The following is a 17,249-nucleotide window of genomic DNA, read 5'->3' as shown; positions in this document are numbered from 1 at the left end:
ATATCAATCGCATAGGCAGGCACGCCAACTGTTCAATTCAAGTTCAGACTGTAGCATTGCTTGGCATACGCAAGCCTCGGCGGTTCAACGAACAGGCGTAACAATGTTGTAAATTTCCATCCAAAAAGTTCAATTATTGTCGCATAAATTGAACTGCTACTCCACGGATTTGAGTGAGCTGACCGGGTCGATCCGGTCGAGCACCGGGTTGGTGAACAGCTGCACGAGCAGCGCGAACGCGAACGTGGCTGCAGCGGCGATGAGGTAGCTATACCAGTGCACCTCCACTTCGAAATACAGCGACGGCATGTTCAGCGCAGCGGTCAGCAAGCCGCCTATCCACCGGCCGAGCGGCAGCCCCACGAGCACGCCCATGCCGGTGAGTATCAGCATTTCGCGGTTCACATATGAGTGCACTTCCCGGTCGAAGAAGCCGAGCACCTTCAGCGTCGCCATCTCACGCACCCGTTCGGAGACGTTCGTATTGGCCAGCGTGAACAGCACCACCAAGGCCAGGCCGCCCGCCAGTCCGACAATCAGCGCCACCACCGCTCCCATCAGATCGAACTTGAACGATTCCGCCAGATGCGCGGAGCTCACCGCTTTGAGCACCGCCGAATCCTCGCCCAGCCGGTCCGCATACGCGATCTGATCGGCATCGGAACCCTTGAGCTTGGCCAGCATGGCGTTCCACGTCAGGGTCGAGGAGGATACATCGGAATTCGACGACGCTGCCGAGTCATCCGTATCCTTAGCACCATCCGCAGCAGCACCATCCGCAGTAGCACCATCCGCAGCAGACGCCGCCTCGCCGTCTGCCCGGGAGGAGCCGTCACCCGCAAACTTCTGGTCATACAGCCGCTCGCTGATGTACACATCCGAGCCGATGAGGTTGCGCGTCACCGCGGCGACCTTCACCGTAGCGCGCGTGCTGCCGCCATTGCCGAGCGTCACGGTGTCTCCGGTGCGCACGCCCAGCGAATTGGCCGCCGACTGCGCCACAATCACCCCGCTGTCATCCAGCGTCACCGAGCTGCCGCGGCCACCGGAGCCGCCGAACCAATCCGCCACATCAGCAAACCTCGGCAGCCCCAGCCAACCGCCATCATCCGCCGGTCGAAGCGTCACCATGTCGTTCAGCGCGGCGAGCGAATCCTCCGGAACCGTCATCAGTTGCACGGTCTCGCTCTCCTGCGCGGAGTTGCTCATCGTACCGTTGTCTACGCGCAAATCCAGTGTTTCGGAGGTCTTCCCGTCCGCCGTAATCCGCTTGCGCATCGCGGCGGCATCGTCGTCGTTGGACACGACCATCAGATCATACTGATAAATCTTCTCGTACTGTTTGACGCCGATGGTGGCCACGGTGTCGTTGATCGCGAATCCGCAGACGATCAGCGCCGTGCAGCCGGCCACTCCGCCCACGGTCATCAGCAGTCGCTCCTTGAACCGGAAGATGTTGCGCGCGGTCACCTTGCCGAGGAAGCTCAGCCGACCCCATACCGGCGTTATTCGCTCCAGCAGGATGCGCGCGCCCGCCTTGGGGGCCTTGGGCCGCATCAGCACGGCCGGTGCATGCCGTATCTCGCCTCGGCAGGCGAGCGCGGTCGCCACACCCACGCCCACCACGAACAGCAGGATGCCCGCAGAGCCATACAGCCAGTCATATTCGAGCCGCACGCCGGGCAGCACGTACAGCCCCTCGATCACCACGAGCAGGAACGCCGGAATGCCGAGGAATCCGGCCAGCAACCCGACCCCGCCACCGATCAGACAGGCGAGCAATGCGAACAGCAGGTATCGCATGGACACCGTGAGACCGCCGTAGCCAAGCCCGAGATATGTGCCGATGAGGCCGCGGTCCTCCTCGACCATGCGGGTCATGGTAATCAGGCTCATCAGTACGGCGACCACCAGGAACACGACGGGGAACGCGCGTCCGATGGATTCGATGGAGCTGATGTCCGATTTGAATGCGCTGAACCCGCCGATTGAGGCGCGCGTCTGCACATACCAGCGCGCGTTGGCCACGTCGTCGATGCGGCGCTGCTGCTGGGCGAATGTGCTTTCCGCCTCGCTGCGCTTGGCGTCCAATTGCTGTTGCGCTTCGTCGAGTCGTTGCTTGCCGTCCTTGAGCTGCCGCTCGCCCTGTTCGAGCTGACGTTCGCCTTCTTCGAGCTGCTGTCGGCCGGCCGCCAGCTGCGCGGCCTGTGCTTCGAGCTGCGCCGACTGCGTTTCCAGCTGGGTGGCGTTGGCCTCGAGTTCGGCGGATTGCGTATTGAGCTGGGCTTCGCCGGCGGCGGTCTCCTGTTCTTTGGCGCTCAACTGCCGGTTCTGCTCGTCCAAGGTGGATTGCGCAGGGATGATGGTCTCGTTCAGCGTGCGCTGCAGTTCGGCTTGCTGTCCGGCCAGCGAATCGCGCTGGGTCTGTAGTTCGGCCTGTTTGGCGGCGAGCTGCTGCCTGAGCGACCCGATGGAGGGGACGTCCGGCACGGTGATGCCAAGGCGCGCGAGCAGTGCCTTGATGGCCTGCCAGGTGGGCGAGTCAAGGTCGATATTGGGGTCGAGCTGGGCCAGCAATCCATCGGCCTGTTCGATCAGCGCAAGCATCTGATCGATTTGCGCCATGCCTTGGCCGATTTGTGTGATGCCTTGTTCGACTTTGGTGCGATTGGCGGTCAGCTCGGCTTGCACAGCGTCAAGTTGCCGCCTAGCGCTGGCCAGTTGCGCTTTGCCGGATTCGAGTCGGGCGCGAGCGTCCGCGATCTGCGTGCGTCCCTCGGCGATGCGCTGGCGTGCGTCGGCGATCTGCGTGCGTCCCTCAGCGATCTGCCGCTCGCCGTCGGTGAGAGCCGTCTTGTTCTGCTCCAGTTGGGTACGACTGTCTGTCAGCGTTTTCTCGTTGGCCTGCAGTTCGGCTCGATTGCCGTCGATGTCCTTTTGGGAGTCATCAAGCTGCTTCATGGCCTTGGTTTTGGCATCATCAAGCGTGCTCTGCGCGTTGGCCACGATACGTTGGCGCCGGGTTTTCTGCTGCTCGTTCTGCACTTGGCTCTCGATGCGGTCGGCGACGGTCTTAACGATGGCGTCATAATCATCAGAAAACGTGTCGTATGCGGACGCGCCTGCGACGGCGATGGAGATCGCCGTGTACACGTTGCCGGTCACTCCCGCGCTGGGCGCGAAGAACACATAATCCTCGGCTGACGTGGACCGGAAGGAGGTCATGCTGGAGTAGCCCGCCGGATTGCTGAGGTCGCGCGGGTCGAGCACCACGCCGACGATGGTGAGTTCCGTGGGGAATTGCGGGGCTTGCTCGGTATCGGTGATTGAAGCGTCTGAGTCGTCCGAGGCGGAGGAAGCGATCCCGGTACCTGTCGATGGCGATGTTGCAGCATCAGGCGCTGCACCCGCCTTTCCCGTACCTTCGACTTCGGCGGTGTCACTGCTTGTATTGCCGTTGCTATTGCCGTTGTCGTCAACGCTTGTTCCCGACGGCATGGCCCCAGCAATCGGCGACGCAGTCTGCTGAGCGGTCACGGTGATATGACTGCCGATCTTGAGACCGCTGTCGTCCAGAAACTGCTGCGTCACCGCCACTTCACCGGCTTTGTCTGGCATTTCACCACGCTGTAGATACGGCTGGTCCAGCCCCTCGGTGCCGATCTCCTGCATGGTGACGGTTTTCTTCGCACCTTTGACTGATGCAGTGACCGTCTGCGAGCGCTCCGGCTGCACGACTTCCACGCCTTCGACCTCGCGCAATGCGGCCACATCGTCGTCGGTCAGACCGTATGTGGAAAGCACCTGCAGATCATGCAGGCCTTGCTGATGGTAGAACCGGCCTGCGGCGAGGAAGGCGTCACGGCATCCGGCGTAGATGCCGGTCAGCACCGCCACCCCGAGCATCGTGATGACGGCGATCGACACGAATCGCTTCCAGCTGCGCAGCCAGCAGCGCCACATATCCTTGGCGAACGCGCCGGAGAGGCCTGCGCCTCGCATGGCGCTGCCGTCATCGCTGGAACGACGCTCTTCTTCATGTTTCACAGATTGTTTCACAACATGTTTCACGGGAGGTTCCACAGAAGGTTTCACAGAAGGTTCCACGCCCTGTTCGGGGTCTTCGGTCACCCTTCCAGAGGTTGCAGGCAATCCCCCGCGCGGAACGTCGCCGCCACCGTTACGCCCGTGTCTCGCAGCCATTGTCATCGGCCTCACCATTCGATGTCGGCGATGGGCGTGGGAGCGACGTTGAACTCCTGCCCCACCACCTTGCCGGAGCGGAAGTGGATCACCTTGTGAGCCATCGGCGCGAGCGCGGAATTGTGCGTGATGATGAGCACGGTCATGCCTTCGGCGCGGCAGATGTCCTGCAGCAACTGCAGCACTTCCTTGCCGGTTTCATAATCGAGCGCACCGGTCGGCTCATCGCAGAGCAATAGCTTCGGTTTCTTGGCGATCGCACGGGCGATGGAGACGCGCTGCTGTTCGCCGCCGCTCAACTGAGCGGGGAAATTGTCGAGCCTATTGCCGAGCCCGACCTTGCCCAGCGTCTCAGCCGGGTCGAAATGGTCGGGGCAGATCTGTGAGGCCAACTCCACGTTTTCCAGTGCGGTGAGGTTCGGCACCAGATTGTAGAACTGGAATACGAAGCCGATGTCGGTGCGACGGTAGCCGATGAGCTCGCGCTTGCCGAGGCCGGTGATGTCACGGCCGCCGACCACCACGCGGCCCGAAGTGGCCGTATCCATGCCACCCAGGATGTTGAGCGCCGTGGTCTTGCCGGCACCCGACTGGCCGAGTATCACCGTGAGCTCGCCTCGGTCGGCGGTGAAGCTCGCCTCGTCGAGCGCACGGATCGGCTCGCCCGCACCGGTCGCATACTCCTTGACCACATGATCGAATTCGATATACGCCATCGCACTCCCCTGCCCATGAATGACAATCCCGAACGACAACCCACGAATGATTGCTATACTCCAGTAAAACAACACTGTGTCGGTTCCACAACCGACAGTCGGCTTGCATAATGTCGGACTACGCAGAACCAGGCAAGACCGGACAGCCCCCCAGGCAGAAGGACGATTGCATGACCAAGGACATGACGGAGAGCCGCCGCACACGATATACACGGCAGGCCATGCAGGATGCGCTGATCGAACTGATGCGCGAGCGGCCGGTCAACGCCATCACCGTCAAGGCACTGTGCGAGCGGGCGGATGTGAATCGCTCGACGTTCTACGCGCATTACGCGAGCATCGACGAGCTGCTGCATGACATCGAGGACGGGACCATGGCATGGGTCACGGCGGCGCTCGACCAGCTGTTGCGCCAGCTGGACGTCTCCGGCATCGAGCGCATCATCGAGCAGATTTGCCGGTATATCGCCGACAACCGCAATCATCTGCAGGTGCTGATGAGTCCCAAGGCCGACGTCGGATTCCAGCAGCAGCTGCTGGAGTTGATCTACAGCCGGCGAGGCGTCGCCGAGCAAATGCAATCCGGGGCACCCGACCCTACCGAGGCGCAGATGCGCATGCGATTCGCCGTATCCGGCAGCATCGGACTCATCCAGTACTGGCTTTCCACCGACCTCACGGCCACGCCGGAAGCCGTGGCCCGCACCATCCTCACCATGGCCCTGCCAAGGCATGACGGCGACTCACCCACCATACCCTCATTCCAGCGACACAACGCGCGGGCGTAGGAGCCAGAGCGCGATCCCATGCCGAGCCATGCTCAGCTCACACCCCAACCGCACAAACCCATCAGCCAACTGATTAAAATCGATATAAACGGCAAAACCTATCAGGTGACTGATAGGTTTCACTTCAGGGAGGCGATGTCTGATGTGACGTTCCGCAACGAGCAGCAGTCATGTTGGACATGGCATGGTCGGAATGCGCGTTCAGGTTGACCGCCGCCCCTATCGAGCAGGTCGCGCGCGCCGAGATGAAGGCGCGGCAGCGGTGACTGCGGTTACTTGGGATGGCGGCTCGGGATGGCGGATGAGCGGCTGCTCGGGCGGTTACATGGGGCGGCTGCTCGGGCGGTTGCATGAGGCGACTGCTCGGGGGCGGCATGAGATGGCCGCATGCGATGGCTGCACGCGATGGCTGCACGCGGCGACCGCCCGGGATGGCTGCACGCGGCGACTGCTCGGGATGGTTGCATGAGGCGGCACCTGCAGCGAGTCATGATGCCGGCGATCGAATCGGACGATTCAGGGACGATCATGGAGCGGCTTCGGCGCAACCGCCCGACGCAACTGTCCCGGAACGCGAGAATCACCCCAAATTCGGCTACAGGGACATGATTCCGTGCCCCTGTAGCCACAATCAGCGGCTTGTCGCGTATAAGGACAGACAATCTCCCGACATCTCGGCACCTCACGAATCCCCACACGCAAAGAATGGCTTAATATCAAGGATTTCCGAAGATGCCCGCAATGCGGGCAACAAGTGACGACAGGAAAAACTGTCCCGGAAGAACAAAAAACGCCGATACACGGTACAGGGACACGAAAACCTGCCCCTGTACACCACGACGGCACAGTTTCCCGCTACAGAGACAAAGACAACCGTCCCCGTACACCACGAAGGCAGGTTTTTCAGCTACAGGGACAAAAACACGGCCGCCACACTGTCCCGATACAACACAAAAGCACGATTCCCCGCTACAGAGACAAACCAGCCATCCCCATACAGCACAACAGCGCCGCTACCGAACCGTCAACATCGGCAAAATAGGGGCCGCTGAAGTCGACTTCTGCGCAACGGACGCCGATGGCGAACACCATTATCAGGTGTCCCTCACCGTGGTGGATGAGCACACGCAAGTTGCACAGCACCGTTGCACAGCACAGCATCACGCCCAAATCACCGTGACACGGTCGAATATCGCGCCGCCAACCGAACGCATCACACAAAATGCGACGCGGGCGGCATACAATGGCCTGCATTGCGCGCCGCAGCCGCCGCGGAAGCATCAGGGCTGCAATGCGCAGTACCATCCATAATCAGAGAAGAAGAAACACCATCATGAGCACTGCAGACGCACCCAGCGGCAAGCCGCGCGAAACCGACGACGTGCCGGTTCCCGCAACGCTGCGCAAATCATTGAAGAACCGCCACATCCAGCTGATCGCGCTCGGCGGCGCCATCGGCACCGGCCTGTTCTACGGCTCCAGCGAATCCATCGCGCTGGCCGGCCCGTCCATCCTGCTCGCCTACCTGATCGGCGGACTCGCTATCTTCATGATCGTGCGTGCGCTGAGCGAGATGTCGGTCGAGGACCCGAAGGCCGGCGCCTTCAGCTACTACGCCACCCGCTACTGGTCCAAGCGCGCCGGCTTCATCTCCGGCTGGAACTACTGGTTCAACTACATCCTCGTCTCCATGGTGGAGCTCGCCGTGGTGGGCTCGTTCGTGAACTACTGGTTCCCCGCGATTCCGACCTGGGTCTCCGCAGCCGTGTTCCTCGTGCTGATCACCGCCGCGAACCTGCTGGGCGTCTCCAAGTTCGGCGAGTTCGAATTCTGGTTCGCCATCATCAAGATCGTGGCCGTGATCGCGATGATCATCGGCGGCCTCGCGGTCATCGTCTTCGCCCTGCCGACCGCATCCGGCATCAAGGCGAGCTTCGCCAACTGGTTCACGGTGGGCGGCGGCTTCTTCCCGCACGGCCTGATGGGCCAGGCTCAGGACGGTTCCTGGACCGGCCTCTTGATGGCGCTGGTCGTCGTGATGTTCAGCTTCGGCGGCACCGAGCTCATCGGCATCACCGCTGGTGAGACCGAGGATCCGCGCACCACGATTCCGCGCGCCACCAACGACATCATCTGGCGTATCCTCGTGTTCTACATCGGCGCGCTCGGCGTGATCATGGCCGTGGTGCCGTGGAACACCATCGGCGGCGACGACACGCCCAGCCCGTTCGTGCAGATCTTCGACTCCGTAGGCATCCACGCAGCCGCCGGCATCCTCAACTTCGTGTGCCTGACCGCCGTGATGAGCGTCTACAACTCCGGCCTGTACGCCAACTCCCGCATGCTGTACTCGCTGGCCAAGCAGGGCAACGCGCCCGCTTATCTGGGCCGCTTGAATGCGCATGGCGTGCCGGTGGCCGGCGTGCTCACCTCTGCGGTGATCACCGCGATCGCCGTGGTGGTGGTGTTCGTGTGGCCCGAGTTCGCGTTCAACTACCTGATGTCGATCGCCACGATCGCCGGCATCATCAACTGGACGATGATCATGTTCACCGAAATGAAGTTCCGCAAGGTGGTGGCCGCCGGCAACGCCCCCGAGGATTCCGCACTGGCCGGCCTCTCCGGCCAGAAAGCGCTCGACGCGATCCACTTCAAACTGCCGTTCGCCCGCGTCACGCCCTGGGTGGTACTCGCCTTCCTGGCGCTCGTGGTGGTGCTGATGTGCTTCTCCGCCAGCTACCGCGTGGCCGTCATCGCCGGCGTGATCTGGCTCGCCATCCTCTTCGTGGCCTATCAGCTCACTCAGGCGCGCAAGTAGGGTGCGCGAGTAGGGATCGTTTGCAAAAACTCCCACCGAGAGCTTCTCGGTGGGAGTTTTTGCAAACGGGGCTGACGGCGGCGATACTGCTACCGAATTGAGGGAACCCCTACACGGATAAAGGGCATTACTGAGACAACCTGAAAATCTCAAGTGCAACGCCAAAGTGTTGTACATAATTTGATAAACTCAAACTAAACATTGTACTTTTTGCAGACTTCATCGGTCTGGATAGTACTGCGTACACGATGCGCACTTACGTGCAACCGTTGGTCGTATCTGGTCAACTTGTTCTAGGCTTGCCGGGCAAACCGCAAAGCAGTAAACAGACATATCGCACCGCACAGTAGTAACACGATTTCTATAATCGTGACACGATAAAGCTCTCACTGGGGAGCGCTCAGTGAGAGTTCTTTACAAACGGGGTTAACGGCGGCGATACTGCTACCGAATTGGGCGGCCCTTCCAACCACAGCCGCAATCCCCTAGCTCAGGCGTTCCACCGTTCGATGACGTGATCGCCCTTGTAGACGCTCAGCACCGAGTAATGCGCGGTGTCGAGGCGCAGCAGGCGCGCGAAATGCGGGTCGACGCCCAGCCATTGCGAGGTGAGGATGCGCAGGATATGCGCATGCGCCACCAACAGCACGTTGTGCCCGCCTTCAAGCAGCGGCAGCACCTCGTCGATGGCCCCCTTGGCCCGCGCGGCGGCCTCCTCCAAGGTCTCGCCGGGGCCGTTGTGCACAGCAACCTGTTCGCCGGACGGCAGGGTCTCCACCCAGTCACCCTGCATATCGGCACCCAACGAGCGCGGCCCGTCACGCCAGATATCCCACTGGAAGCCGCAGGCCTCGCTCACCTGTTGACGGGTACGGCCCTCGGCCGGACCATAATCCCATTCGGCGATGCCATCCAGCACGCCGCAATTCTCGAATCCAGCGAGCGCTGCGGTCTGACGCGCGCGCTTCAACGGGCTGGAGAACACACAGCCGTCCGCGAACCCTCCCGGGAACGCGTCGCGCAACCGCTGCCCGGCCTCGCGCGCCTGCTGGCGGCCAACCTCAGTCAGCGGGATGTCGGTGCGGCCGGTATGCTGACCGGATTCGCTCCATACGGTCTGTCCGTGACGCAGCAATACCAAAAATCCAGTGCCCCCACGAGACGATTCAACAGCAACGGTGCCATTCTGATTCTGTTCGCTCATGCCTCCACTGTAGTCTCTGCGGGCCCCGGACTCCACTTTCGCCACACGACTGCTGTGATTTCGATTGAGGTATTGCAGTACCGCGCACACCGGTCATCCGCACAACGGTCATCCGCACAGCTCGCGAGGTGAGGCGAGGCGAATCCATTCGAGCCAAGACATTAGACTGTAGGCTATGAGCAATGACATGGACTCCGCCCTGCATACCGAGGCCGACCAGGTGGTGGATGGTCTACATCGCGTCGATGACGCCGTCAACAACCTGCGCGACCGCCGACTGAACGACCCGGATTCGCTGCTGGACAAGCTATTCAAGTCCGCGGTCCCGGCGCTGGCGGGACTGGCGGCCGGCAAGGTATTGCAGACCGTGTGGGACAAGGGCGTGGCCCGTCGCAATCTCCGCAAAGGACTTGCCGCCGATGCGCCGCAGGGCTTGATGATGAGCCTCGCGTTCGCTGCGATATCCGCCGCATGCGGTGCGGTGGTCTCGCAGCTGTCCGACCGCGGCTCGCAGGCGCTGGTCGATCGGCGTCATCGCCGATTGCACCGGTGACGCCAAACACGACCGCCGAACACTGGCAAGCCGTCGATTCACAATTAGGCACAAATCACCTGCAGCAGACTGCGGTTCCCACGTCTTTCAAAAGGCGCTGCAGGTAGAACAAGCCTATTTATGGGTGCATAGCAACCCATTCGGCCAAACTCCCTTAGGCCTGCAGGTATTTTGCAGCCATGAAGCAACCCTGATTGCAGGTAAAACCGGTACAAATACCGCCACTGCAGGTGAATTGTGCATAGTTACAGGCCATATAAGGTCATAACGAGACACAAAATACCTGCAGTCGGTTCCCCGAAAGCACAAAATACCTGCAGCCGCCCGTGAGACGTGCGACAATGCAGGTATGGTTACCAACGCAACTATCGAAACCCTGCTCAACCGCCGCTCCATCCGCAAGTTCAAGGATGAAGCCATCGACGCCGATACCGTCGCCACGCTGGAGACCGTCGCCCAACACGCCGCATCCAGCCAGTTCCTCAACGACTGGTCCGCCATCCGCATCAGCGACCCGACCATCAAGGCCACCATCGCCGAATACGGCAATCAGCCGTATATCGCCACCGCTCCCCTGCTGTACGTGTTCATCATCGATGAGCACCGCAACGCCCTGATCGTCAAGTCCAAGGGCATCGACCCCGAGTCCGAGGCGTTCCATCTGAAGAACAGCTACCGTTTCACCCAGTCCCAGAACGATGCCGCATTCGCCCTGCACGCCATGGAGACGGCCGCGTTCTCGCTCGGACTGGGATGCGTGATCCTCGGCTCGCCACTCAACGACATCCCCGGCCTCATCGAGACCCTGCATCTGCCCGAATACACTTACCCGGTACTGGGCCTGGCCATCGGCAAGCCCGATCAGGAGCCCGCATTGAAGCCGCGCATGCCGCGCACGATGCAGTTCTTCGAGAACACCTATCCGGCCGATGGGGATGCCGTGCTCGCCGGATTGCCCGAGTTCGATGCCGCAGTGCACCAGTATTACGACCTGCGCCAGACCGATCGTCCGGTGGATGCGTTCAGCGACCAGATCGCCACAGTCAGCCAGCAGGACGTGAGCGGCAAGACGCTGCTTGACAAGGCCGCCGCTCAAGGATTCGACTTGGACAAGTAGACAACCGCTTTTGTCAGACACCCGGTGGGGCCACGTAGAACACCATGTGAAACACTCCGTGAAACATCACGTGGCTCCGCTGTGCAATACCTCGGGCGAGCTTGCTGCGGCCCCTTTCGATTCCACACCTTGAGACCACATGTTGGACACGCAGGGGCCGAATCGTGAGCGTTCCCTGTGTTGCCGAACCTTCCCCGGCAACACAGGGAATAGACTGCTTGTTGGTTTCAGTGCCAGTGCGGATTATCAGGCCGACAAGCAGACCGGCACACGCAACATCGCCAATTAGAACCGAGGTCCTCATGCGGACAATATGGCGTATTTATCGGCGTGACCTACTACGTATCCTGCGCAACCCGGTTGCCGTGGTAGTCACGCTGGGTGTGGCCATCATTCCCTCGCTCTACGCCTGGTTCAACATCCTCGCCAACTGGGACCCATATTCGGCCACCGGCAACCTGCAGGTGGCCGTTGCCAATGAGGACCGCGGCACCTCCAACGAGCTGGTCGGCAAGCTCAACGCCGGCGATCAGGTGGTCAGCGAGCTGAAAGACAATCATCAGCTGGGCTGGCGGTTCGTGGACAGCGAGGATGACGCCATCTCAGGCGTGGAAACCGGCCGATATTATGCGGCCATCGTACTGCCGAAGGACTTCAGCGAGAGCCTGGTCGACTCAGTCACCGGCGGTTCCACCGGTGCTTCCACCGGCGAATCCACCAGCGGCTCCACCGGCGGCACCAATTCCAAGCATCCCCAGATCCGCTACTACGTCAACGAGAAAAAGAACGCGATCGCGCCGAAGATCACCGACACCGGCGCCACCACCATCGACGAACAGATCAACGCCGCATTCATCGCCACCGTCGGCGATACCGTGATGTCATCCATCTCCGCAGCAAAAGGTGAACTGGACAAGGCTGGAGACGCCGCCCAACAGGATTCCATCGCAGATCTCAACACGGTGCTCACCACGCTCGACAACGTGGACCGGTCGCTGACCGACCTGTCCGCCGCACTTAAGGCAGCGGACAGCACCATCGCGGACGCCACCGCGACTACCGACTCCCTGAAACAGTCCATTGAGAGCGCGCGCAAGGCCTCGCAGCAATCCGGCACACTGCTGGCCGAAGCGCAACAGGGGTCCCAGGCCTTCTCCACCACGCTGGTGGGAGCGCTCGATACCAGTTCAGCCCAGCTGTCCGGCATCGCCGTGGACGTGAACACCGCGGCCGGCACCATCATCGGCTCGTTCAATACCGCACAGAACTCTGTCGACTCCATCACCAACGCACTCAACGCACCGCTCGACCGCACACAGGCCGCTTTGGACAACGTCAAGGACGCGCTTCGTCAGATAGGGCTCGACGAGAACAACAGCGACCCGAACGTCCAGCAGATATGGAAACAAATCAACGCACTGAGCAACGTCATCAGCACCCAGCAGAGTCAAGTCAACGACTTCCACGCCGATGCCTCCAAGTTCATCAGCTCCGGCAAGAACGCCACCACCGACCTCTCCAAGGCGATAGGCACTGCGGCCACAGGCGGCCTGGCGGCGCTCAGCCAGGCCCGCCAATCGCTGACCGGCACGGTCATGCCCAACCTCGACGCATCCCTGAACGGGTTCGCCGCGCTCAACGGCACTCTGGATGGCACGCTGGTCTCGCTCAATGGCACACTCGATCAGGCGGACGGATTGTTCAAGCAACTGTCCGGCACCATCAGTCAGACACGTTCCACGGTATCCGGCACACAGCAGTCGCTCACGCAGCTGGCCGGCGATGTACGCACCGTGCGCACCGATCTGGGCGCACTCGACAGTTCCGCCGTCTATAAAAGCCTCACCGATACGCTGCACCTTAATGATCAGGAATTCGGCACATTCTTAAGCCAGCCGGTCAGTCTGGCCACCAAAGTCGTCTATCCGACCGACAACTACGGCTCCGCAGTCACCCCGTTCTATACGAATCTGGCGCTGTGGGTGGGCGGCTTCGTGCTCATCGCCATCTACAAGCTGGAGGTCGACCGCGAGCATCTGCGCCACGTCACCGCCACGCAGGCGTACCTCGGCCGGTGGCTGCTGCTGGTCACCGTCGGCTTCCTGCAAGCGCTCATCGCATGTGTCGGCGACCTCGTCCTCGGCATCCAATGCGAGCATCCGGCGCTGTTCCTGCTCGCCGGCATATTTTGCTCGTTCGTCTATATCAACATCATCTATGCGCTGGCAGTGGCGTTCCGCCATATCGGCAAGGCCGTGGCGGTCATCCTCGTCATCGTGCAGATTCCGGGCGCATCCGGCCTCTACCCCATCGAGCTCATGCCCGACTTCTTCCGCGAACTGCATCCGTGGCTGCCATTCACCTATGGCATCAATGCCATGCGCGGCCCGATAGCCGGCACCTATGCGAACCACTACTGGCTGGACATGATGCATCTGTCCTGGTATCTGCCGGTCGCCCTGTTCGTGGGGCTGGTGGTCCGCCGCTATGCGATGAATCTGAACGCCCTGTTCGATCGGCGTCTGGGAGACACCGATCTGATGATCACCGAGCACAACAGCATGGTCAACGAACAGGTAAGCCTCACGTCGGTATTCGGCGCGACATCCGGCAGCAAGGACCTTCGCGCGTTCATCACCCGCCGCGCCCATCGTTTCTTCGCCCGGTATCCGCACCTGATCACCACAGGTCTGGTGCTGCTTACGGTACTGCCGTTCGTATTCCTGATTCTGCTGTTCGTCACACGCGCGAAAATCGCGATGCTGACCGCCTGGATTCTCTCAATCATCCTCATTGACGCATATCTCATCGTTGTGGAGTACATACGGGAAAGCTTTGCGCGTCAGATCGGCATCAGCGCAATGACAGCCGATGAATTCCGCGACACCATGCTCAACGGCTATGTGTGGCGCAGGGCTCGTCACAAGCACGCGAATTCGTGGGCAGGCGCATGGGACAATGCGAACGTTACGAGCGATATGAGCAATACCGGCAGCGCACACAGCGCAGGCAACACAGGCAGCACGCAGAGCGGAGGCGCGCGATGAAGCTGATCTGGCGACTGTTCACGCGCGACCTGCGTCAGGCCACCCGCAATGTCATCGCGGTGGTCGTGACCATGGGCCTGGTGATCGTACCGGCACTGTACGCCTGGTACAACATCGCGGCCAGCTGGGATCCGTATGGCAATACCAAAGCCTTGAAAGTGGCGGTGGCGAACACGGACTCAGGCTATAAGTCGGATCTGATTCCAGTACCCATTAACGTCGGCGAAACCGTCATCAGCGCATTGCGCGCCAACCATGACCTCGACTGGCAGTTCGTGGACCGCGACAAGGCCGTGGACGGCGTGTATTCCGGCGAATACTATGCGGCGCTGGTCATACCGAAAAGCTTCAGCGCGGATATGATGACGCTGTTCTCACCCAAGATCAAGCATGCGCAGCTCGAATACTATCTGAACGAGAAAATCAATCCCATCGCCCCGCATATCACGGACGAGGGCGCCAGCACCGTGGCCAATACCATCGATCGCACGTTCGTAAAGACACTGTCCAGCGTGGCGCTGAATCTGGCCTCGAACGTGGCCGACTATGCGCAAAGCCCGGAAATAGCGCAATACGCCGCCAATGCCACCACTCATGTGAAGGACACGTCGTCCAAACTCAACTCCATGGCGTCGCAGATCGACTCCTATTCGAATCTGCTGGGCGCGGCGAACAGCATCATCGACTCGACGGACAAGCTGCTCGGTTCCACCGACTCGGCCGCGTCGGACGCCCGTAAGGCCATGAAACAGGCGAAGTCCAGTTCCGCCAGCCTCAGCGCAGCCGTGTCGGGCGCGATGGAGGGCATCAGCAGCGCACTGGGACAGGCCGATAGCGCCTATGCTGCGATGAGTACGCAGATCGACGACGCCTTCACGAATATCGATACGCAGGCTTCACAGGTGGCGCACACCCTGACCGACATGCAGGGCACAGTGCAGGTGCAGGCGGACAGCTTCGGCCAGTATGCCGACGCCTTGCAATCGTTGGCGGACTCCAGCAGTTCCACGGCGGTCAAGCAGGCGCTGACCAACGCCTCGCAGCAGGCACGGCAGACGCAGCAGCAATTGCAGTCCGCCGCCGCCGACCTTGGCACAGCGGCGAACGATATATCGAACGGTACGGCATCCGTTGCGCAGACCCGGCAGAAGCTCAAGGATTCCATTGCCGCAGCCCGAAAGTCCATCCGCGACGCATCCGACACGTATACGAATACGCTGCAGCCGCAGCTCAACAAACTCACCGCCGCCATGGACGATGTCGCCAGCCAGACCGACACGGTCATCGCCGGACTCAGCCGTACTGTCGGCAGCGTATCCAAGCTGTCGAGCGGCCTGTCATCCAGCATCAGTGATATTCGTACCTCGCTCGGCGACGCTTCCGCCGCGCTCCGGCGCTCTGCGAAGAAACTCGACACCTTGGTCAGCCGGCTCTCCGGCCTGGGCAATGCCAGCAGCGCCAGCAGCGCCGGCCGCACAGGATTGTCCGATGTACTGTCGTCCGACCCCGATGCCCTTGCCACCATGCTGTCCGCACCGGTGTCGGTCAACCGCATCCCGCTGTACCCGACCGCCAATTACGGCTCGGCCATGACCCCGTTCTATACAATCCTCTCCATTTGGGTGGGTGCCATCATTCTGGTGGCCATGCTCAAGGTGTCCGTCTCCGACCATGAAAAGGCGAAAATCCTCGGTTTGGGCAATGATCTGCCGCTCGGCACCGAGGTGGGTATCAAGGAGGCTCTTATCGCCGGCCGCGAGGCAGGCCCCGGTGCCGCTTTGGATGTGTTGTCCAAGCCACGTATGGAGTCCCCGGGCAATGCCCGTGCGTTTGGGCTGCATCTGCATCATGAGTATTTCGGGCGATACATGATCTTCGGCTTCCTCGCACTGCTGCAGGGCACGCTGGTGTGCCTTGGCGATCTGTTGTATTTGGGTGTGCAATGCGAGCATCCGGTTCAATTTATGATGGTCGGCTGGCTGGCCGCTCTGGTGTTCTCGAATATGGTGTATACGCTTACGGTTTCGTTCGGGGATATCGGCAAGGCCATTGCTGTGGTGCTATTGGTGGTGCAGGTTGCCGGCACCGGCGGCACATTCCCCATTGAGACGCTGCCTCCGTTCTTCCAAGTGGTATCCAAATGGCTGCTGTTCCCGTATGCGGTGGACGCGATGCACTCCGCTATGGCTGGAGCGTACGGCATGGAGTATTGGATCGCGATGGGCAAGCTCGCGCTGTTCCTGGTGCCTTCGCTGTTGCTCGGCTTGCTGCTTCGCAAGCCGGTGATTCGATTCAATGATTGGATTATCCGCAATCTGGAAAGCACCAAGGTAATGTGATCGGAGGAAACCAACGCCACTCGACAATTGCAAAACAGACTGCTAGCGTCTGCGTGGTTTGTAGCCTTTTTTGCGGCTATGCGGTTTGAGGTCCTGGTTGAGCGGGATATACCGATAACTCGATTGTGGATCGCGATGGGTCAGATGCCAGCAGCCACAAAACTCGCAGCGGTACACCCACAATTCCGCTCCCCGCTCGATGAAGCTCTGTTCCGCGGCATGCTGCGCCTGTACCTTGTCGTGGTACATGATTTTGTTCGACGTGGCGCAGCGTTTGGGCGTGAAGTAATGCATAGCACTTTCAGTGTAAAGACGGCATTGACATCGTATGTCGCGTCATTATTACGTTGACTGTATTCCCGGCTCCCCTTTTCAGCACAGCACCGTGAGGCGGACGGCGGCGGTGCTGGCCCCCTCTGACGAGGGGGCTGTCAGCGTAGCTGACTGGGGGAGAGACCAGGGAC

Annotated in this window: 11 protein-coding genes; 6 read left to right on the top strand and 5 right to left on the bottom strand. The window is 60.9% G+C overall.

All coding sequences use genetic code 11. The annotated features are described in order from the left end of the window. Window positions 1-156 precede the first annotated feature (156 nt). Both BW14_RS07595 and BW14_RS07590 read right to left on the bottom strand, forming a co-directional pair. Window positions 157-4,002 (bottom strand): FtsX-like permease family protein, encoded by a 3,846-nt coding sequence (locus BW14_RS07595; RefSeq protein WP_181162337.1) that lies wholly within the window; start codon window positions 4,000-4,002, stop codon window positions 157-159. A 212-nt stretch (window positions 4,003-4,214) separates the two neighbouring features. Further along, a complete protein-coding gene (locus BW14_RS07590) occupies window positions 4,215-4,919 on the bottom strand; it encodes an ABC transporter ATP-binding protein (protein WP_140489955.1) in 705 nt (234 codons plus the stop codon). Between the two features lie 170 nt (window positions 4,920-5,089). Between BW14_RS07590 and BW14_RS07585 the strand changes: the two genes are divergently transcribed. Then, window positions 5,090-5,707, top strand: coding sequence for a TetR/AcrR family transcriptional regulator (locus BW14_RS07585; protein WP_044090574.1), 618 nt, complete (start codon window positions 5,090-5,092; stop codon window positions 5,705-5,707). Between the two features lie 969 nt (window positions 5,708-6,676). Here the strand turns inward: BW14_RS07585 and BW14_RS12000 are convergent. After that, window positions 6,677-7,012, bottom strand: a complete 336-nt coding sequence (locus BW14_RS12000) for a hypothetical protein (RefSeq protein WP_150335689.1) — start codon at window positions 7,010-7,012, stop codon at window positions 6,677-6,679. A 28-nt stretch (window positions 7,013-7,040) separates the two neighbouring features. Here BW14_RS12000 and BW14_RS07580 point away from each other — a divergent pair, with 28 nt between their 5' ends. Continuing rightward, a complete protein-coding gene (locus BW14_RS07580) occupies window positions 7,041-8,525 on the top strand; it encodes an amino acid permease (protein ID WP_140489953.1) in 1,485 nt (494 codons plus the stop codon). Between the two features lie 490 nt (window positions 8,526-9,015). Here BW14_RS07580 and BW14_RS07570 read toward each other — a convergent pair whose 3' ends face one another. Further along, window positions 9,016-9,729 (bottom strand): histidine phosphatase family protein, encoded by a 714-nt coding sequence (locus BW14_RS07570; protein WP_044090568.1) that lies wholly within the window; start codon window positions 9,727-9,729, stop codon window positions 9,016-9,018. 175 nt (window positions 9,730-9,904) lie between these two features. Between BW14_RS07570 and BW14_RS07565 the strand changes: the two genes are divergently transcribed. From BW14_RS07565 to BW14_RS07550, 4 genes are all read left to right on the top strand, one after another. Then, complete coding sequence (locus BW14_RS07565) at window positions 9,905-10,282, top strand: DUF4235 domain-containing protein (protein ID WP_044090566.1); 378 nt, start codon at window positions 9,905-9,907, stop codon at window positions 10,280-10,282. 349 nt (window positions 10,283-10,631) lie between these two features. Further along, window positions 10,632-11,399 (top strand): nitroreductase family protein, encoded by a 768-nt coding sequence (locus BW14_RS07560; protein WP_140489951.1) that lies wholly within the window; start codon window positions 10,632-10,634, stop codon window positions 11,397-11,399. A 302-nt stretch (window positions 11,400-11,701) separates the two neighbouring features. Then, window positions 11,702-14,446, top strand: a complete 2,745-nt coding sequence (locus BW14_RS07555; protein ID WP_140489949.1) for a YhgE/Pip domain-containing protein — start codon at window positions 11,702-11,704, stop codon at window positions 14,444-14,446. Next, a complete protein-coding gene (locus BW14_RS07550; RefSeq protein ID WP_140462998.1) occupies window positions 14,443-16,785 on the top strand; it encodes a YhgE/Pip domain-containing protein in 2,343 nt (780 codons plus the stop codon). The genes BW14_RS07555 and BW14_RS07550 overlap by 4 nt, the downstream gene beginning before the upstream one ends. Window positions 16,786-16,827: 42 nt before the next feature. On the opposite strand, the gene BW14_RS07545 is transcribed toward BW14_RS07550, so the two are convergent. Continuing rightward, window positions 16,828-17,079 (bottom strand): hypothetical protein, encoded by a 252-nt coding sequence (locus BW14_RS07545; RefSeq protein ID WP_140462996.1) that lies wholly within the window; start codon window positions 17,077-17,079, stop codon window positions 16,828-16,830. Between the last annotated feature and the right edge of the window lie 170 nt (window positions 17,080-17,249).

The sequence above is a fragment of the Bifidobacterium sp. UTBIF-68 genome (genome assembly GCF_006408855.1).
GTDB classification, from domain to species: Bacteria; Actinomycetota; Actinomycetes; order Actinomycetales; family Bifidobacteriaceae; genus Bifidobacterium; species Bifidobacterium reuteri.
This window is presented reverse-complemented; position numbering and strand designations above follow the sequence as displayed.

Coding starts and splice junctions, on each gene's coding strand:
- BW14_RS07595 (WP_181162337.1), bottom strand. CDS start 4,002: ATGCGAGGCGCAGGCCTCTCCGGCGCGTTCGCCAAGGATATGTGGCGC.
- BW14_RS07590 (WP_140489955.1), bottom strand. CDS start 4,919: ATGGCGTATATCGAATTCGATCATGTGGTCAAGGAGTATGCGACCGGT.
- BW14_RS07585 (WP_044090574.1), top strand. CDS start 5,090: ATGACCAAGGACATGACGGAGAGCCGCCGCACACGATATACACGGCAG.
- BW14_RS12000 (WP_150335689.1), bottom strand. CDS start 7,012: ATGGTACTGCGCATTGCAGCCCTGATGCTTCCGCGGCGGCTGCGGCGC.
- BW14_RS07580 (WP_140489953.1), top strand. CDS start 7,041: ATGAGCACTGCAGACGCACCCAGCGGCAAGCCGCGCGAAACCGACGAC.
- BW14_RS07570 (WP_044090568.1), bottom strand. CDS start 9,729: ATGAGCGAACAGAATCAGAATGGCACCGTTGCTGTTGAATCGTCTCGT.
- BW14_RS07565 (WP_044090566.1), top strand. CDS start 9,905: ATGAGCAATGACATGGACTCCGCCCTGCATACCGAGGCCGACCAGGTG.
- BW14_RS07560 (WP_140489951.1), top strand. CDS start 10,632: ATGGTTACCAACGCAACTATCGAAACCCTGCTCAACCGCCGCTCCATC.
- BW14_RS07555 (WP_140489949.1), top strand. CDS start 11,702: ATGCGGACAATATGGCGTATTTATCGGCGTGACCTACTACGTATCCTG.
- BW14_RS07550 (WP_140462998.1), top strand. CDS start 14,443: ATGAAGCTGATCTGGCGACTGTTCACGCGCGACCTGCGTCAGGCCACC.
- BW14_RS07545 (WP_140462996.1), bottom strand. CDS start 17,079: ATGCATTACTTCACGCCCAAACGCTGCGCCACGTCGAACAAAATCATG.